Genomic DNA, 25478 nt, shown 5'->3' with positions numbered 1-25478 from the left:
TATACGGATCTGGATGCCGGTATTTTGACTGGCGCCTCTATTGGCGATTACGTTTGGGAAGACCTGAACGGCGATGGCATCCAGGATGCAGGTGAGTCGGGCGTTGGTGGCGTTACCGTCAATCTTAAAGATGGCACGGGTACCATAATCAATACCACCACTACGGCGGCCGATGGTTCCTACAGCTTCACTAATCTGGAGCCAGGAGATTACTCCGTGCAGTTTGAATTGCCGACCGGAATTATTTTCACGGACCTGAATGCAGGCGGCGATGAAACCCGGGATAGTGATGCCGATCCGGCCATGAGTGGTATGACCGAAACGGTAACGCTGACTTCCGGCGAGAATTACAATGATCTGGACGCCGGTCTGTACCGGCAGATCGATCTGGAACTGATCAAATCCGTAAGCAACAGCAGTCCGAATGTAGGCACAGATATTGTTTTCACGATCAGCCTGACCAACCAGGGGCCAAGCGCGGCTACGGGTGTGGAAGTCAGTGATCAGTTGCCTTCAGGCTATGCGTATGTTAGTGCAGATGGCGCTTACAATGCCGGTAGCGGAATCTGGACCGTGGGTACAGTAGCAGCCGGAGAGACTGTTGAACTCAATATCACCGTAACGGTACTGCCCACCGGAGCTTATATTAACCTGGCGGAAGTTACAGCCGCTAATGAAGACGACATCGACTCCACTCCGGGCAACGGAGCGGATACCAATGATAACGGCATCGTGGGACCACTGGATAATGATGGCTCTCAGGACCCGAATGATGAAGACGACGGTGATGATGCCGAGACCACGCCGGTACCGGTCATTGATCTGGAATTGATCAAGACCGTCAGCGATGCCACTCCTAACGTGGGCGATGAGATCGTATTCACCATTACACTGACGAACCGCGGCCCCAGCGAAGCGACCGGTGTGGAAGTTGGCGATCAATTGCCCGATGGTTATGCTTATGTGGGAGCGGATGGCGATTATAATGCCGGGACGGGCATCTGGACTGTTCCCAATATTCCGTCGAACGGTACGGCTACGCTGAACATTACCGTAACGGTATTGCCGGAAGGCAATGTGATCAACCTGGCGGAAGTGATCAGTGCCAATGAGCAGGACAGCGATTCCACCCCCGGCAATGGTGCCGATACGGATGGTGACGGTTTGGTAGGACCTTTGGATAATGACGGCTCCCAGGATCCCGATGATGAAGACGACGGCGACGATGCGGAAGTTGGTGTCTGTGACGTAGTCACCCTGGCGGCAGTCGATCCGGTTTGTGAGGACAACGGCAGCTTCCAGTTGAACGGACAACCCGCCGGAGGTACTTACAGCGGTACGGGCGTTACTCCTGCCGGACTCTTCGATCCCGCAATCGCCGGCCCCGGTAACTGGACCATTACCTATGAATATAATGATGGCGCCGGCTGTGAAGACGTAGTCACCATTGACATCGTCGTATACGAATTGCCGGAAATTCAGATCGGTGATTCCGAAGGCAATACCGTGATCACACACGTGGGCTGCTTTGGTGAATCCACCGGAGCCATTGATCTGGTAGTGACCGGAGGCTCCGGAAATTACGATTTCGAATGGAGTAACGGTGCCGAAACGGAAGATATTAGCGGGCTACCCGCCGGAACTTACAGCGTGACGGTTACGGATGAAAATACTTGTCTCGATGTAGCGACCTTCGTGATTGAAGAGCCCACCGATCTGGTGATCGATGTCGACGGCAGCACGGTAGAAGATGTGGAATGTAACGGGGATGCTACCGGGGCCATTGACCTGGTGGTTAGCGGCGGTACCCTGCCGTTCACCTACGCCTGGAGCAACGGCGCTACCAGCGAAGATCTGACGGACCTGGCGGCCGGTACTTATACCGTTACCGTAACCGATGCTAATGACTGTATCGAAACAGCCAGCTTTACGATCGATGAAGCCAGTGATCTGGAAATTGACCTGGCCGCTACGGAGGTTACCCACGTAGATTGTAACGGTGATGCCACCGGAGCGATCGATCTGACCGTAAGCGGAGGAACGCCCGACTACATTTTCTTGTGGAGTAACGGGGCCACTACCGAAGACATCAATGGCCTGACGGCCGGCACCTATAGCGTGACAATCACCGATGCCAACGGTTGTACGGAATCTGGAAGCTTCGACATCGATGAAAATACCGCGATCGAGATCACGGTTTCTCCGGATACGGAAGTTTGCCGCGGAACAGCCACGGATCTGGTGGCCAGTGCCACCGGTGGGGTGGGACCTTATGTATTTACCTGGTCAACCTCCGAAACCAGCACGACCATTAGCGTAGCACCCGTAGCTACGACCATCTATACCGTAGAAGTGCGGGATGCGCTGGGCTGTACGGCTACCGGGCAGGTAACGGTGACGGTGAATCCATTGCCGATCGGTGACGTCAGTAATGACGTAACTATCTGTCTGGGCGAATCTACCAACCTCTTCATTGAAAATGTTTTCAACGGAGAACCACCTTACACCTTTGAGTGGACGGAAGGAAATGATCCGACCGTAATTTCCACCGCAACGGAGATCACGGTTACGCCAACTACCATTGGTACTACCAACTATTTTGTCAAAACCACGGATGCCAAAGGCTGCTTTGAAATTGACGTGGTTATGGTCACTGTAAATCCAAAACCGGAAGTAACGGTAGCGGATCAGACCATTTGCGCCGGTGAAATCGCTTCTCTGGAGCCCACCACCTCGGTAGGTACCGAACCTTATACGTATGCCTGGAGCACGGGCGCAACTACCGCCACCATTCAGGTAAGTCCGGAAATGACCACTACTTACGGACTTACCGTAACAGATGCTAATGGCTGTATCGCGGAAACCAGCGCGACGGTGACCGTGAACGAGCTTCCGGAAGTGGTGATCAACTCCGATGATGCCGATGATATTGTATGCTTTGACGAGTCCGTTACGTTAACGGCGGATGTAAGTGGCGGTACGGCGCCCTATACCTACGAGTGGAGTACCGGCGCCACCGGTATGTCCATTACCGAACTGCCCGTTGCGGCCAGTACGACTTACAGCGTGACCGTGACGGATGCTAACGGCTGTGAAAAGTCGGTCGAGATCACCATTGAAAAGAACCCGGATCTGGTGATCGATGTCGACGGTACGCTGATCGAAGATGTCGAGTGTAACGGTGATGCGAGCGGATCGATCGATCTGGTCGTATCCGGTGGAACATTACCTTATTCCTTCGATTGGAGTAACGGCGCAACGACCGAAGATATCTCCGGTCTGATTGCCGGTACCTACTCGGTGACCGTTACCGATGCCAACGGTTGTGAAGACACGGCCAGCTTTACCGTAGAAGAAGCATCCGATTTGGTGATCGATGTGGACGCCACTGAGTTGACGGATGTGGATTGCTTTGGCGAAGCTACCGGATCAATTGATCTGGTAGTTACGGGCGGTACGGCCCCTTACACCTATCTGTGGAGCAATAACGCCACTACGGAAGATATCAGCAACCTGGCGGCCGGCACGTATACCGTTACGGTTACGGATGCCAATAATTGTGAAGAAATTGCCGATTTTATCATCGAGCAGGCTCCGGATCTGGTGATCGATGTAGACGCTACGGAGCTGACGGATGTGGACTGCTTTGGGGAAGCTACCGGGGCCATCGATCTGGTAGTGACGGGCGGTACGGCACCTTACACTTATCTGTGGAGTAATAACGCCACTACGGAGGATATGAGTAACCTGACGGCTGGAACCTACACCGTCACGGTCACGGATGCCAATGATTGCGAAGAGGTTGCCAGCTTTACCATCGAACAGGCTCCGGAACTACTCATTGATCTGGATGCGACGGTACTGACGGATGTAGACTGCTTCGGCGATGCCACAGGGGCTATCGATCTGGTGGTCACGGGCGGTACGGCACCTTACACTTATCTGTGGAGCAATAATGCGACCACCGAGGATATCAGCAATCTGGTGGCCGGAACCTACAGCGTCACCGTCACCGATGCGAATGACTGCACCACTACCGAAAGCTTTACGATCGAACAGGCTCCGGATCTGGTGATCGACATTGATGCTACCCAAATAGAAAATGTAGAATGCAACGGCGACGCTTCCGGCTCGATTGATCTGATGGTCGGCGGTGGCACGCCACCCTACACTTATCTGTGGAGCAACGATGCGACTACGCAAGACCTCAATAATCTGGCGGCCGGAATTTACACCGTAACCGTTACGGATGCCAAAGGTTGTGAAGACACAGCCAGCTTCGAAGTGGAGGAAGCGAATGATCTGGTGATCGATCTGGACGCTACCGAAATTACGGATGTAGACTGTTTCGGTGAATCCACAGGAGCGATTGATCTCGTCGTGAGCGGCGGCACGCCCGCTTATACCTATAGCTGGAGCAACGGTGCGACAACCGAGGATCTTGCCGCAGTACCGGCCGGAACCTATACGGTAACGGTTACGGATGCCAACGGTTGTACCGAAATAGAAGCCTTCACTATTGAAGAAAATTCAGAACTGATTATAGCGTTAAGCCCGGATGCGGAAGTATGCCGCGGATCCGCTACGGATCTGGAGGTTTCCGCCAGCGGTGGGGTAGGGCCTTATACCTTCACCTGGTCTACCAATGAAACCAGCAACTTCATTACCGTATCACCGGTTACCACTACCGTGTATAGCGTTACCGTTACGGACATTTACGGTTGCGAAGATGTCGGTGCAGTAACGGTTACCGTTAATTCATTGCCGATCGGGGATGTGAGTGACGATGTAACGATTTGCCTGGGCGAATCGACGACTATGGTGGTAGAAAACGTTTTCAACGGCGAACCACCCTATGCCTTCGAATGGACCGAAGGCAATGATCCGACGGTGATCGGAACGGGTACGGAACTGACCGTTACCCCGGAGACCATCGGCACGATCAACTACTTTGTAAAAACTACCGATGCCAATGGATGCTTTGAGATAGACGTCGTGATGGTCACCGTCAAACCCAATCCCACGGTAACGGTAGCCACCGAAACGATCTGTACCGGTGAAACGGCAACTCTGGAAGCTGTACCGGCGGACGGCACCGGGCCTTATACCTATCTGTGGAGTACCGGAGCAACTACCAGCACGATTGAGGTAAGCCCGGAAGCAACCACGGATTATCAGGTGACCGTTACCGATGATTTCGGCTGCACCGGCGAAACGACCGGTACCGTGATTGTCAACGACCGTCCGGAAGTAGTCATTACCACTGATGATGCCGATAATATCCTGTGCGCTGATCAGTCAGTCACATTAACGGCAGAAGTAAGCGGGGGTAATGGTCCTTACACCTACGTGTGGAACACCGGTGAGGAAACGGTATCGATTACCGTTTTACCTACGGAAGCGAGCACCACCTACTCAGTGACTGTAATGGATGCGAATGGCTGTGATCAGACCGCGGATATTGTTATTACAAAAAATCCGGATCTGGTAATTGATGTGGACGGAAGTGTGATCACTCCGGTCGACTGCTTCGGCGCATCTTCCGGTGCTATTGATCTACTGGTTTCCGGCGGTACCGCGCCCTATACCTACCTGTGGAGCAACAACGCAAGCACGCAGGATATCAGCGGTCTGGCGGCCGGCAACTATTCGGTTACCGTCACGGATGCCAATGGTTGTGAGGATACGGCCAGTTTCACAGTTACGGAACCTCCCGTACTGGATGGCAGCGGTGAGACGGTTGATGTGGACTGTAACGGAGCGGCCACCGGTGAGATCGATCTGACCCCAACCGGGGGTACACCTCCCTACACTTTTGCCTGGAATACAAATGCTACGACGGAAGATATCGACGGTTTGACCGCCGGCAACTATCAGGTGACGATCACCGATGCGAATGATTGCGAAAAGATACTGGAATTCACGATTGAAGAAACCAGCGATCTGCTGGTGGAAGGTACCACAACGGATGTTGCCTGCTTTGGCGAGTCGACCGGCGCTATTGACCTGACGGTCAGCGGTGGCACTACTCCTTACACTATTATTTGGAACACTACGGCCACTACCGAAGATATCAGTGGCCTCCCGGCGGGCGAATACACGGTAACGGTGACGGATGCGAATGGTTGCGATAAAACGGCAACATTCACCATTGAACAGGCAGATGAATTGACCCTGAGCGCCGAAATGGTTCATGTAGACTGCTTTAATGCGGCAACCGGCTCGATCGATCTGACCGTTAGTGGCGGCACTACTCCTTACACGATTAACTGGAACACTACAGCCACCACGGAAGACGTTAGCGATCTGACTGCCGGGACTTACACCGTCACCGTTACGGATGCCAACGAATGTACGGAAACGATGAGCTTCACCATTATCGAACCCACGGACCTGATAGTCAGTGGCACCCAGATCGACGTACTGTGTAATGGAGCTGCGACGGGCTCAATCGACCTGACTGTCAGTGGCGGTACGCCGGACTACACTTACGCCTGGAGCAACGGCGAGATCACCGAAGACATCAGTGGTTTGACCGCCGGCACTTACACTGTGACCGTCAAGGATGCAAATGACTGTACCGAAACCGCCAGCTTCACCATCACGGAGACGGATGAACTGGTAGTTACGGGCACCCAGGTTGACGTATTGTGTAACGGCGCTGCGACGGGCTCCATTGATTTGACGGTGAGCGGCGGCACGCCGGATTACACTTATGCCTGGAGCAATAGCGCCACTACGGAAGATATTAGCGACTTGACGGCCGGTACTTACACGGTCACCGTCACGGACGCCAACGACTGTACAGAAACGATGAGTTTCACGATTACTGAACCTACGGAATTGTTAGTTGATGGTACCCAGGTAGACGTGCTGTGTAATGGCGCTGCGACGGGCTCTATTGACTTGACAGTGAGTGGCGGTACACCCGATTATACTTTCGTCTGGAGCAATAGTAACACGACGGAAGATATCAGTGGATTATCTGCGGGCACCTATAGTGTAACCGTTACGGACGCCAATGGCTGTACGGAAACGGCCAGCTTTACCATCACCGAACCAACCGATCTGGTATTGAATGGTACGCAGGTTGATATCCTGTGTAATGGTGATGCGACGGGTTCGATTGACCTGACGGTCAGCGGTGGCACCCCAGACTACACCTACGCCTGGAGTAACGGCGCGACCACCGAAGATATTAGTGGACTTACGGCCGGTACCTATACCGTGACTGTAACCGATGCCAATGGCTGTATGGAAACAACCGGCTTCACCCTCACTGAACCTACAGACTTGGTGTTGAGCGGTACGGAAGTGGACGTGGCGTGTAACGGTGCCGCAACTGGCTCCATTGATCTGACGGTCAGCGGTGGTACTCCAAATTACACCTTTGCCTGGAGCAACGGCGCCACTACCGAAGATATTAACGGACTGGGCACCGGTACTTACACGGTGACGGTTACGGATGCCAACGAGTGTACGGAGACGATGAGCTTTGTGATCGAAGAAGCCAGCGATCTTAGTTTGTCCGCGACTCAGGTTGACATTCTGTGTAATGGTGACGCGACGGGCTCGATCGATCTGACGGTTAGCGGCGGCACCCCGGATTACACCTACCTCTGGAGTAATGACGCTACCACTGAAGACCTCAGCGGTTTGACGGCCGGCACCTACACCGTAACGGTAACGGATGCCAATGGCTGTGAGAAGATACTGGAAATTACGATCACTCAACCGGATGCATTGGAGTTAAGCGGTACCCAGGTTGATGTGCTATGCAATGGCGCGGCAACTGGTTCCATTGATCTTACGGTGAGCGGTGGTACACCTAATTTTACCTACGCTTGGAGCAACGGTGCAACTACGGAAGACATCAGTGACTTAACGGCTGATACTTACAGCGTAACCGTAACAGACACCAACGACTGCACAGAAACAATGAGTTTCACCATCACCGAACCTACGGATCTGGTGGTCAGTGGCACCCAGATCGACGTAGAGTGTAATGGCGCTGCGACCGGGGCCATTGACCTGACCGTTAGTGGCGGTACGCCGGATTACACTTACGCCTGGAGCAACGGCGATATCACCGAAGACATCAGTGGTTTGACCGCCGGCACCTACACCGTGACCGTAACGGATGCCAATGACTGTACCGAAACAGCCAACTTCACGATCACGGAGACGGATGAACTGGTAGTTACGGGTACCCAGATTGACGTACTGTGTAACGGCGCTGCGACTGGATCCATTGATCTGACGGTCAGTGGCGGTACGCCGGATTACACCTATGCCTGGAGCAACAGCCCCACTACGGAAGATATCAGCGACTTGACGGCCGGTACTTACACCGTAACCGTTACAGATGCTAACGACTGTACGGAAACCATGAGTTTCACGATTACCGAACCTACGGACCTACTAGTTGATGGTACCCAGGTAGACGTGCTGTGTGATGGCGCTGCGACGGGCTCGATTGACTTAACGGTGAGCGGCGGTACACCCGATTATACTTTCGTTTGGAGCAATAGTGCCACCACGGAAGATATCAGTGGGTTAACTGCGGGCACTTACAGCGTAACCGTTACGGACGCCAATGGCTGTACGGAAACGGCAAGCTTCACCATCACCGAGCCAACTGATCTGGTATCGAATGGTACGCAGGTCGATATCCTGTGTAACGGTGCCGCGACGGGTTCTATTGACCTGACGGTCAGCGGTGGTACTCCGGACTACACCTACGCCTGGAGTAACAGCGCGACCACCGAAGACATCAACGGCTTGACTGCTGGTACTTATACGGTGACCGTTACGGATGCCAACGGCTGTACGGAAACAACCGGCTTCACCCTCACCGAACCTACTGACTTGGTATTGAGCGGTACGGAAGTAGACGTTGCGTGTAACGGCGCGGCGACCGGCTCGATTGATCTAACGGTAAGCGGCGGCACCCCGGATTACACCTATGCCTGGAGCAATGGCGCAACGACCGAAGATATCAACGGACTGGGTACCGGTACTTACACAGTGACCGTTACGGATGCCAACGAGTGCACGGAAACAATGAGCTTTGTGATTGAAGAAGCCAGCGATCTCAGTTTGTCGGCTACTCAGGTTGACATTCTGTGTAATGGTGACGCGACGGGCTCGATCGATCTGACGGTGAGTGGCGGCACACCCGATTACACCTACCTCTGGAGCAACGGCGAAACCACAGAAGACCTCAGTGGTTTGACTGCCGGCACCTACAGCGTAACGGTGACCGATGCCAACGGCTGTGAGAAGATCCTGGGAATTACGATCACTCAACCGGATGCATTGGCATTGGCCGGTACGCAGATAGATGTACTGTGTAACGGCGCTGCGACGGGCTCCATTGACTTGACGGTCAGCGGCGGCACACCAGATTATACTTATGCCTGGAGCAACGGTGCAACGACCGAGGATATCAACGGCTTAACGGCTGGTACTTACAGCGTAACCGTAACAGACGTCAACGACTGTACGGAAACGATGAGCTTTACCATCACCGAGCCTACCGATCTGGTATTAAATGGTACGCAGGTCGATATCCTGTGTAATGGTGACGCGACGGGTTCTATTGACCTGACGGTCAGCGGCGGCACCCCAGACTACACCTACGCCTGGAGTAACAGCGCGACCACCGAAGATATCAACGGCTTGACTGCTGGTACCTATACGGTGATCGTAACGGATGCCAATGGCTGTACCGAAACAGCCAGTTTCACCATTACGGAGACAGATGAACTGGTAGTTACGGGCACCCAGGTTGACGTACTGTGTAACGGAGCTGCGACTGGCTCCATTGATTTGACGGTGAGCGGCGGCACCCCGGATTACACTTATGTCTGGAGTAATAGCGAAACAACAGAAGATATTAGCGACTTGACGGCCGGAACTTACACGGTAACCGTCACTGATGCTAACGACTGTACGGAAACCATGAGCTTCACGATTACTGAACCTACGGAATTGGTAGTTGATGGTACCCAGGTAGACGTGCTGTGCAATGGTGCTGCGACGGGCTCGATTGACTTAACGGTGAGCGGCGGTACACCCGATAATACTTTCGTCTGGAGCAATAGTGCCACGACGGAAGATATCAGTGGGTTAACTGCGGGCACTTACAGTGTAACCGTTACGGACGCCAATGGCTGTACGGAAACGGCCAGCTTTACCATTACCGAGCCAACTGATCTGGTATTGAATGGTACGCAGGTCGACATCCTGTGTAACGGCGCTGCGACGGGTTCTATTGACCTGACGGTCAGCGGCGGTACCCCGGACTATACTTATGTCTGGAGTAACGGCGCGACCACCGAAGATATCAACAGCTTGACTGCTGGCACCTATACGGTGACCGTAACGGATGCCAATGGCTGTACGGAAACAAACAGCTTCACGCTTAGCGAACCTACGGATCTGGTACTGAGCGGTACCGAGGTGGATGTTGCCTGTAATGGCGCTGCCACCGGTTCGATCGATCTGACGGTGAGCGGTGGTACACCGGATTATACTTATGCCTGGAGCAACGGGGCAAGCACGGAAGATATTAGCGGCCTGGGTACGGGTACTTATACGGTAACCGTTACGGATGCCAACGAATGTACGGAGACAATGAGCTTTGTGATCGAAGAGGCCAGTGACCTAAGTTTGTCCGCGACTCAGGTAGACATTCTGTGTAATGGGGATGCGACGGGCTCGATCGATCTGACGGTTAGTGGTGGCACGCCAGATTATACCTTCCTCTGGAGTAATGATGCCACCACGGAAGATATTAGCAGCTTAACGGCGGGCAACTACACCGTCACTGTCACGGACGCCAATGGCTGTGAGAAGATACTGGAAATTACGATCACTCAGCCGGATGCATTGACTTTGAATGGCACAGAGGTAGATGTGTTATGTAACGGAGCAGCGATGGGTTCGATTGATCTAACGGTCAGCGGTGGTACACCGGATTATACTTACGCCTGGAGCAACAGTGCCACCACGGAAGACATCAGCGGTTTAACGGCAGGCACCTACACGGTCACCGTCACGGACGCCAATAATTGTACGGAAACGATGAGTTTCACCATCACCGAACCAACCGATCTGGTATTAAATGGTACGCAGGTCGATGTTCTGTGTAATGGAGCATCGACGGGTTCGATTGACCTGACGGTTAGCGGCGGTACTCCGGACTACACTTACGCCTGGAGCAACGGCGAGATCACCGAAGACATCAGTGGTTTGACCGCAGGCACATACACCGTGACCATCACGGATGCCAATGACTGTACCGAAACCGCCAGCTTCACCATCACGGAGACGGATGAACTGGTAGTTACGGGCACCCAGGTTGACGTACTGTGTAACGGAGCTGCGACCGGTTCCATTAATTTGACGGTTGGCGGCGGCACGCCGGATTACACTTATGTTTGGAGCAATAGCGCCATCACGGAAGATATTAGTGACTTGACGGCCGGTACTTACACGGTAACCGTCACTGATGCTAACGACTGTACGGAAACCATGAGCTTCACGATTACTGAACCTACGGAATTGGTAGTTGATGGTACCCAGGTAGACGTGCTGTGCAATGGTGCTGCGACGGGCTCGATTGACTTGACAGTGAGTGGCGGTACACCCGATTATACTTTCGTCTGGAGCAATAGTAACACGACGGAAGATATCAGTGGGTTAACTGCCGGCACTTACAGCGTAACCGTTACGGATGCCAATGGCTGTACGGAAACGGCCAGCTTCACCATTACCGAACCAACTTATCTGGTATTGAATGGTACGCAGGTCGATATCTTGTGTAATGGTGACGCGACGGGTTCTATTGACCTGACGGTTAGCGGCGGTACTCCGGACTACACCTACGCCTGGAGTAACAGCGCGACCACCGAAGATATCAACGGCTTGACTGCTGGTACCTATAACGTGACCGTTACGGATGCCAATGGCTGTACGGAAACAACCAGCTTCACGCTCAGCGAACCTACGGATCTGGTATTGAGCGGTACCGAGGTGGATGTTGCTTGTAATGGCGCTGCGACCGGTTCGATCGATCTGACGGTAAGCGGCGGCACGCCGGATTATACTTATGCCTGGAACAACGGCGCGACCAGTGAAGATATTAGTGGCCTGAGTACCGGGACCTACACAGTCACGGTCACGGATGCCAACGATTGTACGGAGACGATGAGCTTTGTGATCGAAGAGGCCAGCGATCTTAGTTTGTCGGCTACCCAGATTGACATTCTGTGTAACGGCGCTGCGACGGGCTCGATCGATCTGACGGTTAGTGGTGGTACACCGGATTACACCTACCTCTGGAGCAACGGCGAAACTACAGAAGACCTCAGTGGTTTGACGGCCGGCACCTACACCGTAACGGTGACCGACGCCAACGGCTGTGAGAAGATCCTGGAAATTACCATTACCCAACCGGATGCATTGGAGCTAAGCGGTACGCAGGTTGATGTGCTGTGTAATAGCGCGGCAACGGGTTCAATTGATCTGACAGTTAGCGGAGGTACACCAGATTATACCTACACGTGGAGCAACGGTGCAACGACCGAGGATATCAACGGCTTAGTAGCCGGTATTTACAGCGTAACGGTTACAGACGCCAACGACTGTACGGAAACGATGAGCTTCACCATCACCGAACCAACCGATCTGGTATTGAACGGTACGCAGGTCGATGTCCTGTGTAACGGAGCTGCGACGGGTTCTATAGACTTGACGGTTAGCGGCGGTACCCCGGACTACACTTACGCCTGGAGCAACGGCGAGATTACCGAAGATATCAACGGCTTGACTGCCGGTACTTATACCGTGACTGTAACGGATGCCAACGGCTGTACCGAAACAGCCAGCTTCACCATCACGGAGACGGATGAACTGGTAGTTACGGGCACCCAGATTGACGTACTGTGTAACGGCGCTGCGACTGGCTTCATTGATTTGACGGTGAGCGGCGGCACGCCGGATTACATTTATGTCTGGAGCAATAGCGCCACTACGGAAGATATTAGCGACTTGACGGCCGGAACTTACACGGTCACCGTCACGGATGCCAATGACTGTATCGAAACGATGAGTTTCACCATCACCGAACCTACGGAATTGGTAGTGGGTGGTACCCAGGTGGATGTACTGTGTAATGGCGCTGCGACCGGTTCCATTGATCTGACGGTGAGCGGTGGCACGCCAGATTATACTTATGCCTGGAGTAATAGCGGAACAACGGAAGATATCAGTGGTCTGACGGCTGATACTTACACTGTAACCGTCACGGACGCCAACGACTGTACAGAAACGGCCAGCTTCACCATTACCGAGCCAACTGATCTGGTATTGAATAGTACGCAGGTCGATATCCTGTGTAATGGTGACGCGACCGGTTCTATTGACCTGACGGTGAGCGGCGGTACCCCGGACTATACTTATGTTTGGAGTAACGGCGCGACCACCGAAGATATTAGTGGACTTACGGCTGGTATTTATACCGTGACCGTAACGGATGCGAATGGCTGTACGGAAACAACCAGCTTCACACTCACCGAACCTACGGAACTGGTATTGAGCGGTACAGAAGTAGACGTTGCGTGTAAAGGCGCCGCGACCGGCTCCATTGATCTGACGGTAAGCGGCGGCACCCCGGATTACACCTATGCCTGGAGCAATGGTGCCACAACCGAAGATATCAGCAGTTTAGATGCCGGAACTTACACGGTGACTGTCACAGATGCTAACGAGTGCACGGAGACGATGAGCTTTGTGATCGAAGAGGCAAGTGATCTCAGTTTATCCGCAACTCAGGTTGACATTCTGTGTAACGGCGCTGCGACGGGCTCTATCGATCTGACGGTTAGTGGTGGCACACCCGATTACACCTACCTCTGGAGCAACGGTGCTACCACCGAAGGTATCAACGGCCTGACGGCAGGCACCTACACCGTCACGGTGACGGACGCCAACGGCTGTGAGAAGATTCTGGAAATTACAATTACCCAACCGGATGCATTGGCATTGGCCGGTACGCAGATAGATGTACTGTGTAACGGCGCTGCGACGGGCTCCATTGACTTGACGGTCAGCGGCGGCACACCAGATTATACTTATGCCTGGAGCAACGGTGCAACGACCGAGGATATCAACGGCTTAACAGCCGGTACTTATAGCGTAACCGTTACAGACGCCAACGACTGTCCGGAAACGATGAGCTTCACCATCACCGAGCCAACCGATCTGGTATTGAATGGTACGCAGGTAGATGTACTGTGTAACGGTGATGCGACGGGTTCTATCGACTTAACGGTTAGTGGTGGTACCCCGGACTACTCTTACGTCTGGAGTAACGGTGCTATCACGGAAGATATTAACGGCTTGACTGCCGGTACTTATACCGTGACTGTAACGGATGCCAACGGCTGTACGGAGACAGCCAGCTTTACGATCACCGAAACCGATGAACTGGTAGCTACGGGCACTCAGGTTGACGTGCTGTGTAACGGAGCTGCGACGGGCTCCATTGATCTGACAGTCAGTGGCGGCACGCCGGATTATACCTACGCCTGGAGTAACGGTGTGACGACTGAGGATATAAGTGGTTTGACTGCCGGAACTTACACGGTAACCGTTACAGACGCCAACGACTGTAAAGAAACCATGAGTTTCACGATTACTGAACCTACGGAATTGGTAGTCGACGGTACTCAGGTTGATGTACTGTGTAATGGCGCTGCGACCGGTTCGATTGACCTTACGGTCAGTGGTGGAACTCCGGACTATAGCTTTATTTGGAGTAATGGAGAAGTAACAGAAGATATAAATGACCTAACTGCTGACGCATACACGGTTACAGTAAGTGATGCTAACGGCTGCACAACAACTGCGAGCTTTACCATAACTGAAGCCGATGCATTGAATTTGGATGGCACTCAGATTGACGATGCAGATTGCTTCGGTGATGCTTCCGGTTCTATCGATCTGGTAGTCAGCGGCGGTACTGCTCCTTACACTTACGCCTGGAGCAATGGTGCAGACACAGAAGATTTAACCAATGTCACAGCGGGAACTTACACCGTAACCGTTACGGATGCCAACAACTGTACGGAGACAGCCAGCTTCACGATTGAAGAAGCCAGCGATCTGGTGATTGATGTTGACGCGACGGTAATTGATGATGCGGATTGCTTCGGCGACGCTTCCGGATCTATCGATCTGGTGGTTAGTGGCGGTACGGCTCCCTACACTTTCTCTTGGAGTAACGGTGCAGATACGGAAGATCTGATCAACGTCACGGCCGGCACCTATACGGTGACCGTTACGGATGCGAATAACTGTACCGAGACAGCAACCTTCACGATTGAAGAGGCCAGCGATTTGGTGATTGATCTCGACGCTACGATTGTTGACGATGCAGATTGCTTCGGCGATGCCAGTGGCTCTATCGATTTAGTGGTTAGCGGCGGCACCGCTCCTTACACATTCGAGTGGAGCAACGGTGCTGATACGGAAGATCTGATCAACGTCACGGCCGGAACCTATACGGTGACCGTTACGGACGCGAATAACTGTACAGAGACAGCAAGCTTCACGATTGAAGAAGCCACAGATCTGGTGATTGATGTTGACGCTACAGTAGTAGATGACGCAGATTGCTTCGGCGACGCTTCTGGTTCTATCGATTTAGTAGTAAGCGGTGGCACGGCTCCTTACACTTACGCATGGAGCAACGGTGCTGAAACGGAAGATTTAACCAACGTCACGGCCGGCACCTATACGGTTACGGTGACTGATGCGAATAATTGTACGGAGACAGCGAGTTTCACGATTGAAGAAGCCAGCGATCTAGTGATCGATATTGATGCAACGCTAGTTGATGATGCGGACTGCTTCGGCGATGCTTCCGGCTCTATTGATCTGGTGGTAAGCGGAGGTACATCTCCTTACACTTATGCCTGGAGCAACGGTGCGGACACGGAAGATTTGACCAACGTTATGGCGGGCACTTACACGGTGACCGTTACGGATGCGAATAACTGTACAGAGACGGCCAGCTTTACAATCGAAGAAGCCAGCGATCTGGTGATCGACGTTGATGCGACGTTGGTTGATGATGCGGACTGCTTCGGCGATGCTAGCGGTTCTATCGATCTGGTAGTAAGTGGCGGCACGGCACCATATACATTCGAGTGGAGCAACGGCGCAGACACGGAAGACCTAGCCAACGTCACGGCTGGCACCTACACCGTTACTGTTACGGATGCGAATAATTGTACGGAGACAGCGAGCTTCACAATTGAAGAGCCCAGCGATCTGGTAATCGATGTAGACGCCACGGTAGTGGATGATGCAGATTGCTTTGGCGATGCCAGTGGATCTATTGATCTGGTAGTAAGCGGCGGCACGGCTCCTTACACCTATGAGTGGAGCAATGGTGCAGAAACGGAAGACCTGACCAACGTTACTGCCGGAACTTACACAGTGACGGTGACAGATGCCAACAACTGTACAGAGACAGCGAGCTTCACCATTGAAGAGGCCACCAATCTGGTAATCGATGTTGATGCCACGGTAGTAGATGATGCGGACTGCTTCGGCGATGCTTCCGGTTCTATCGATCTGGTAGTCAGCGGCGGGACTGCTCCATACACTTACGCCTGGAGCAATGGTGCAGACACAGAAGATTTAACCAATGTCACTGCGGGCACTTACACAGTGACCGTTACGGATGCCAACAACTGTACCGAGACGGCGAGCTTCACGATTGAAGAAGCCAGCGACCTGGTAATTGATGTTGATGCCACGGTAGTGGACGATGCGGATTGCTTCGGCGATGCATCTGGCTCTATTGATCTGGTAGTGAGCGGCGGTACGGCTCCTTACACTTATGCCTGGAGCAACGGTGCGGATACTGAAGATCTGACCAACGTCACTGCAGGAACTTACACGGTGACCGTTACGGATGCGAATAATTGTACCGAGACAGCGAGCTTCACCATTGAAGAGGCCAGCGATCTGGTAGTCGATGTTGATGCCACGGTGGTAGATGATGCGGACTGCTTCGGCGATGCTTCCGGTTCTATCGATCTGGTAGTAAGCGGTGGCACTGCTCCCTACACCTATGCCTGGAGTAACGGCGCAGACACGGAAGATTTGACCAACGTCACGGCGGGTACCTATACGGTGACCGTTACTGATGCCAACAACTGCACGGAGACGGCGAGCTTCACGATTGAAGAAGCCAGCGACCTGGTAATTGATGTTGATGCCACGGTAGTAGATGATGCAGATTGCTTTGGTGATGCTACTGGCTCCATTGATCTGGTAGTGAGCGGCGGTACGGCTCCTTACACTTATGCCTGGAGCAACGGTGCGGATACTGAAGATCTGACCAACGTCACTGCAGGAACTTACACGATGACCGTTACGGATGCTAATAATTGTACCGAGACAGCAAGTTTCACGATTGAAGAAGCCAGCGACCTGGTAATTGATGTTGATGCCACGGTAGTGGATGATGCCGATTGCTTTGGCGATGCCAGTGGCTCCATTGATCTAGCAGTTAGCGGCGGCACCACTCCTTACACATTCTCTTGGAGCAATGGAGCAGATACCGAAGATCTGACCAACGTCACGGCGGGCACCTACACCGTGACCGTTACGGATGCTAACAACTGTACAGAGACGGCGAGCTTCACGATTGAAGAGGCTAGCGATCTGGTGATTGATGTTGATGCTACGGTGGTAGATGATGCCGATTGCTTCGGCGATGCTTCCGGTTCTATCGATCTGGTAGTAAGCGGCGGCACTGCTCCTTACACTTACGCCTGGAGCAATGGTGCAGACACAGAAGATTTAACCAATGTCACAGCGGGCACTTACACTGTGACCGTTACGGATGCCAACAACTGTACAGAGACGGCGAGCTTCACGATTGAAGAGGCTAGCGATCTGGTGATTGATGTTGACGCAACGGTGGTAGATGATGCGGACTGTTTCGGCGACGCCTCCGGTTCTATCGATCTTGTAGTAAGCGGTGGCACGGCTCCTTATACATTCGAGTGGAGCAACGGCACTGATACCGAAGATCTAACTAACGTCACGGCTGGAACTTATACCGTTACGGTTACGGATGCGAATAACTGTACCGAGACAGCCAGCTTCACGATCGAAGAAGCCAGCGACCTGGTAATTGATCTTGACGCAACAGTAGTGGATGATGCAGATTGCTTCGGCGACGCTTCTGGCTCAATTGATCTGGTAGTTAGCGGTGGCACGGCTCCTTACATCTATGAGTGGAGCAACGGCGCAGATACGGAAGATCTAACCAACGTTACTGCGGGCACTTACACGGTGACCGTTACGGATGCGAATAATTGTACCGAGACGGCCAGCTTCACCATTGAAGAAGCTAGCGATCTGGTAATTGATATTGACGCCACGGTTGTAGACGACGCCGATTGCTTCGGTGACTCTTCCGGCTCGATTGATCTGGTGGTTAGCGGCGGCACTGCGCCCTACACTTATGCTTGGAACAACGGCGCTGATACGGAAGATTTGACCAACGTTATCGCGGGCACTTACACCGTCACGGTGACGGACGCCAACAACTGTACAGAGACGGCAAGCTTCACCATTGAAGAAGCCAGCGACCTGGTAATCGATCTTGATGCCACAGTAGTAGATGATGCCGATTGCTTCGGTGATGCTAGTGGATCGATTGACTTGGTGGTCAGCGGCGGCACTGCTCCATATACATTTGAGTGGAGCAACGGAGCAGATACTGAAGATCTGACTAACGTCACGGCGGGTACTTATACGGTCACGGTAACCGACGCTAATAATTGTACGGAGACGGCGAGCTTCACGATTGGAGAAGCCAGCGATCTGGTGATTGACCTTGACGCTACGGTGGTAGACGATGCCGATTGCTTCGGCGATGCCAGCGGCTCCATTGATCTGGTAGTAAGCGGTGGTACTGCTCCTTACACATTCTCTTGGAGCAATGGAGCAGATACCGAAGATCTGACTAACGTCACGGCTGGAATTTATACCGTCACCGTTACGGATGCCAACAACTGTACAGAGACGGCAAGCTTCACCATTGAAGAAGCCAGCGATCTGGTAATTGATCTTGACGCCACGGTGGTAGATGATGCCGACTGCTTCGGTGATGCCAGTGGCTCTATCGATCTGGTAGTCAGTGGTGGCACTACTCCTTATACATTCGAGTGGAGCAACGGTGCTGACACGGAAGACCTAACCAACGTTACAGCTGGCACTTACACCGTGACCGTTACGGATGCGAATAATTGCACCGAGACCGCCAGCTTCACCATTGAAGAAGCCAGTGATCTGGTAATTGATATTGATGCTACGGTAGTAGATGATGCAGATTGCTTCGGTGATGCCAGCGGCTCCATCGATCTGGTAGTCAGTGGTGGCACTGCTCCATACACTTACGCCTGGAGCAACGGCGCTGACACGGAAGATCTGACCAACGTCACAGCTGGTACTTACACGGTCACTGTGACGGATGCGAATAACTGTACTGAAACTGCCAGTTTCACGATCGAAGAAGCTACCGACCTGGTAATTGATGTCGATGCCACGGTAGTAGACGATGCGGATTGCTTCGGCGATGCCAGCGGCTCCATCGATCTGGTAGTAAGCGGTGGTACTGCTCCTTACACCTATGAGTGGAGCAACGGAGCAGATACCGAAGATCTGACTAACGTCACGGCTGGAACTTATACCGTCACCGTTACGGATGCGAACAACTGTACAGAGACGGCAAGCTTCACCATTGAAGAAGCCAGCGATCTGGTAATTGATCTTGACGCCACAGTAGTGGATGATGCAGATTGCTTTGGCGATGCCAGTGGCTCCATCGATCTAGTAGTTAGCGGCGGTACAGCTCCTTACACCTATGAGTGGAGCAACGGAGCTGAAACCGAAGATCTGACTAACGTCACGGCTGGAACTTATACCGTCACCGTTACGGATGCCAATAACTGTACGGAAATAGCAAGTTTCACAATTGAAGAAGCCAGCGATCTGGTAATTGATGTTGACGCCACGGTGGTAGATGATGCGGATTGCTTCGGCGACGCTTCCGGCTCGATTGATTTGGTAGTAAGCGGCGGTACGGCTCCTTACACATTCGAGTGGAGCAACGGCGCGGATACGGAAGATCTGACTAACGTCACGGCTGGAACTTATACCGTCACCGTTACGGATGCCAACAACTGTACAGAGACAGCAAACTTCACGATCGAAGAAGCCAGCGATCTGGTGATTGATCTTGATGCAACAGTAGTTGATGATGCGGATTGCTTCGGCGATGCCAGTGGCTCGATCGATCTGGTGGTGAGCGGCGGCACGGCTCCTTACACCTATGAGTGGAGCAACGGAGCTGACACGGAAGATTTGACCAACGTAACTGCAGGCACCTATACGGTCACGGTTACGGATGCGAATAACTGTACCGAGACAGCGAGCTTCATGATTGAAGAAGCCTCTGATCTGGTGATTGATGTTGACGCCACGGTAGTAGATGACGCAGACTGCTTCGGCGATGCCAGTGGTTCTATCGATCTGGTAGTAAGCGGTGGCACGGCTCCTTACACCTATGAGTGGAGCAACGGAGCTGACACGGAAGATTTGACCAACATCACTGCAGGCACCTATACGGTCACGGTGACCGATGCGAATAACTGTACGGAGATAGCGAGCTTCACAATCGAAGAAGCTACCGATCTGGTAATTGATGTTGATGCCACGGTAGTGGACGATGCGGATTGCTTTGGCGATGCGAGTGGCTCTATCGATCTGGTAGTCAGCGGTGGCACTGCTCCCTACACATTCGAGTGGAGCAACGGCGCTGATACGGAAGACCTGACTAATGTCACAGCGGGCACTTACACCGTTACCGTCACGGATGCGAATAACTGTACGGAGACAGCGAGCTTCACGATCGAAGAAGCCAGCGACCTGGTAATTGATCTTAACGCAACAGTAGTTGATGATGCAGATTGCTTCGGCGACGCTTCTGGCTCAATTGATCTGGTATTAGGCGGCGGCACGGCTCCCTACACTTATGCTTGGAGCAACGGCGCTGACACCGAAGACCTGACTAACGTCACAGCTGGAACTTACACGGTCACGGTGACCGACGCCAACAACTGTACAGAGACTGCGAGCTTCACGATTGAAGAAGCCAGCGATCTGGTGATCGATGTTGATGCAACGGTAGTTGATGATGCGGACTGCTTTGGAGATGCTAGTGGCTCTATTGATATGGTAGTGAGTGGCGGCACAGCTCCCTACACTTATACCTGGAGCAACGGTGCTGACACGGAAGACCTGACCAACGTCACGGCTGGAACTTATACCGTCACGGTTACGGATGCGAATAATTGTACAGAGACAGCGAGCTTCACAATTGAAGAGGCCAGCGATCTGGTAATCGATGTTGACGCGACTGTAGTTGATGATGCGGACTGCTTCGGCGATGCTTCCGGTTCTATTGACTTGGTAGTTAGCGGCGGCACTGCTCCTTACACATTCGAGTGGAGCAACGGCGCTAATACGGAAGATCTGACCAACGTCACGGCTGGAACCTATATGGTGACCGTTACGGATGCCAATAACTGTACGGAGACGGCAAGCTTTACCATTGAGGAAGCCAGTGATCTGGTAATCGATCTTGATGCCACAGTAGTGGATGATGCGGATTGCTTCGGCGATGCCAGTGGCTCTATCGATCTAGTGGTTAGCGGCGGCACTGCTCCTTACACATTCGAGTGGAGCAACGGCGCTGACACCGAAGATCTAACTAACGTCACGGCTGGAACTTATACCGTAACCGTTACGGATGCCAATAATTGTACGGAGACGGCCAGCTTCACCATTGAAGAAGCTAGTGATCTGGTGATTGATCTTGACGCCACAGTAGTGGATGATGCAGATTGCTTTGGCGATGCCAGCGGCTCTATTGATCTGGTGGTTAGCGGCGGCACCGCTCCTTACACATTCTCTTGGAGCAATGGAGCAGATACCGAAGATTTAACCAACGTCACGGCTGGAACCTATACGGTCACGGTGACTGATGCGAATAATTGTACCGAGACAGCAATCTTCACGATTGAAGAAGCCAGCGATCTGGTAATTGATGTTGACGCAACGGTGGTAGATGATGCGGATTGCTTCGGCGACGCTTCCGGCTCGATTGATCTGGTAGTAAGCGGTGGCACTGCTCCATACACTTACGCTTGGAGCAACGGCGCAGACACGGAAGACCTAACCAACGTTACTGCGGGTACTTACACGGTCACGGTGACGGATGCAAATAATTGTACAGAAACGGCAAGTTTCACGATCGAAGAAGCCAGCGATCTGGTAATCGATGTTGATGCTACGGTTGTGGATGATGCGGATTGCTTCGGTGATGCCAGCGGCTCCATCGATCTGGTAGTAAGCGGCGGTACCGCTCCTTACACATTCGAGTGGAGCAACGGCGCGGACACGGAAGACCTGAATAACGTGACGGCTGGTACTTACACCGTCACCGTCACGGATGCGAATGATTGTACGGAGACGGTGAGCTTCACGATCGAAGAAGCTATCGATCTAGTGATCGATGTTGACGCAACGGTAGTAGACGACGCGGATTGCTTCGGCGACGCTTCTGGCTCCATCGATCTGGTAGTCAGCGGCGGCACGGCTCCATATACATTTGAGTGGAGCAACGGCGCAGATACGGAAGATCTGACCAACGCCACGGCGGGTACTTATACAGTCACAGTGACCGATGCGAATAACTGTACAGAGACAGCGAGCTTCACGATCGAAGAAGCCAGCGATCTGGTGATCGACGTTGATGCGACTGTAGTTGATGATGCCGACTGCTTCGGCGATGCTTCCGGTTCTATCGATCTGGTAGCCAGCGGCGGCACTGCTCCTTACACTTACGCCTGGAGCAATGGTGCAGACACAGAAGATTTAACCAATGTCACAGCGGGCACTTACACTGTGACCGTTACGGATGCCAATAACTGTACAGAGACGGCGAGCTTCACGATTGAAGAGGCTAGCGACCTGGTAATTGATGTTGACGCAACAGTAGTGGATGATGCAGATTGCTTCGGCGACGCTTCCGGCTCCATCGATCTGGTAGTAAGCGGCGGCACGGCTCCCTACACTTATGCATGGAGCAACGGTGCTGACACGGAAGACCTGACCAACGTCACGGCGGGCACTTATACCGTCACGGTTACGGATGCGAATAATTGTACAGATACAGCGAGCTTCACCATTGAAGAGGCCAGCGATCTGGTAATCGATATTGACGCGACAGTTGTTGATGATGCGGATTGCTTCGGTGATGCCAGCGGCTCCATCAATCTGGTAGTAAGCGGTGGTACTGCTCCTTACACATTCTCTTGGAGCAATGGAGCAGATACCGAAGATCTGACTAACGTCACGGCTGGAACTTATACCGTCACCGTTACGGATGCTAACAACTGTACAGAGACAGCAAGCTTCACCATTGAAGAAGCCAGCGATCTGGTAATTGATCTTGACGCCACAGTAGTGGATGATGTGGATTGCTTTGGCGATGCTTCCGGCTCGATTGATCTGGTAGTAAGCGGCGGCACTGCTCCTTACACTTACGCATGGAGTAACGGTGCTGACACGGAAGACCTGACCAACGTCACGGCGGGAACTTATACCGTCACGGTGACGGATGCAAATAATTGTACCGAGACGGCAAGCTTCACCATTGAAGAAGCCAGCGATCTGGTGATTGACCTTGACGCCACAGTAGTGGATGATGCGGATTGCTTCGGCGATGCTAGCGGCTCCATCGATCTGGTAGTAAGCGGTGGCACTGCTCCATATACATTCGAGTGGAGCAACGGCGCGAACACCGAAGACCTGACCAACGTCACGGCGGGAACTTATACCGTCACGGTGACGGATGCAAATAATTGTACCGAGACGGCAAGCTTCACCATTGAAGAAGCCAGCGATCTGGTAATCGATGTAGACGCCACGGTAGTGGATGATGCGGATTGCTTCGGCGATGCGAGTGGCTCTATGGATCTGGTAGTTAGCGGTGGCACTGCTCCCTACACTTATGCTTGGAGCAACGGTGCTGACACCGAAGATCTAACCAACGTCACAGCTGGAACCTATACGGTCACGGTGACCGATGCGAATAATTGTACCGAGACAGCCAGCTTCACGATCGAAGAAGCCAGCGACCTGGTAATTGATCTTGACGCAACAGTAGTGGATGATGCAGATTGCTTTGGCGACGCTTCTGGCTCAATCGACCTGGTAGTAAGCGGTGGCACGGCACCATACACTTATGCTTGGAGCAATGGTGCTGACACGGAAGACCTGACCAACGTCACGGCCGGCACCTATACGGTGACCGTTACCGATGCCAACAATTGTACCGAGACGGCCAGCTTCACGATCGAAGAAGCCAGCGACCTGGTAATTGATGTTGATGCCACGGTAGTGGACGATGCGGATTGCTTTGGCGATGCTTCTGGCTCCATCGATCTGGTGGTTAGCGGCGGCACTGCTCCATATACATTTGAGTGGAGCAACGGCGTAGACACGGAAGATCTAACTAACGTCACGGCCGGAACTTATAACGTTACGGTCACAGATACGAATAACTGTACCGAGACGGCGAGCTTCACGATTGAAGAAGCCAGCGATCTGGTGATTGATGTTGATGCCACGGTAGTAGACGACGCGGATTGCTTCGGCGATGCCAGTGGATCGATTGATCTAGCAGTTAGCGGCGGCACTGCTCCTTACACATTCGAGTGGAGCAACGGCGCTGATACGGAAGATCTGACCAACGTCACAGCGGGCACTTACAGCGTGACCGTTACGGATGCCAACAACTGTACAGAAACGGCAAGCTTCACCATTGAAGAAGCTAGCGATCTGGTTATTGATGTTGACGCTACGGTAGTTGATGATGCCGACTGCTTCGGTGACGCTAGCGGTTCTATCGATCTAGTAGTAAGCGGTGGCACTGCTCCATACACTTATGCCTGGAGCAACGGAGCAGAAACGGAAGATCTGATCAATGTCACGGCCGGCACCTATACGGTGACCGTCACGGATGCGAATAATTGTACGGAGACAGCGAGCTTCACCATTGAAGAGGCCAGCGATCTGGTAATCGATGTAGACGCAACGGTAGTGGATGATGCCGATTGCTTTGGCGATGCCAGTGGCTCCATTGATCTGATAGTAAGTGGCGGCACGGCTCCTTACACTTATGTATGGAGCAACGGCGCAAACACCGAAGACCTGACCAACGTCACAGCAGGCACTTATACGGTGACCGTTACGGATGCGAATAACTGTACGGAGACAGCGAGCTTCACGATTGAAGAAGCCAGCGATCTGGTGATCGA

1 protein-coding gene (cut by a window edge) is annotated in these 25478 nt (G+C 52.9%); it reads left to right on the top strand.

All coding sequences use genetic code 11. The features are described from left to right. Positions 1 to 24 precede the first annotated feature (24 nt). Positions 25 to 25478, top strand: partial view of an SdrD B-like domain-containing protein gene (locus CRP01_RS43035; RefSeq protein ID WP_233752766.1) — the 5' portion only. Its footprint extends 13834 nt past the window's final position; the window shows 25454 of its 39288 coding nt (coding positions 1-25454); it begins with the start codon at positions 25 to 27; its stop codon lies off the right edge, out of view.

It is taken from the genome of Flavilitoribacter nigricans DSM 23189 = NBRC 102662 (assembly GCF_002646595.1).
In the GTDB taxonomy this organism is placed as follows: domain Bacteria; phylum Bacteroidota; class Bacteroidia; order Chitinophagales; family Saprospiraceae; genus Flavilitoribacter; species Flavilitoribacter nigricans.
Note: the sequence above shows the minus strand (reverse complement) of the source record. Positions and strands in the feature narration are given on the sequence as shown.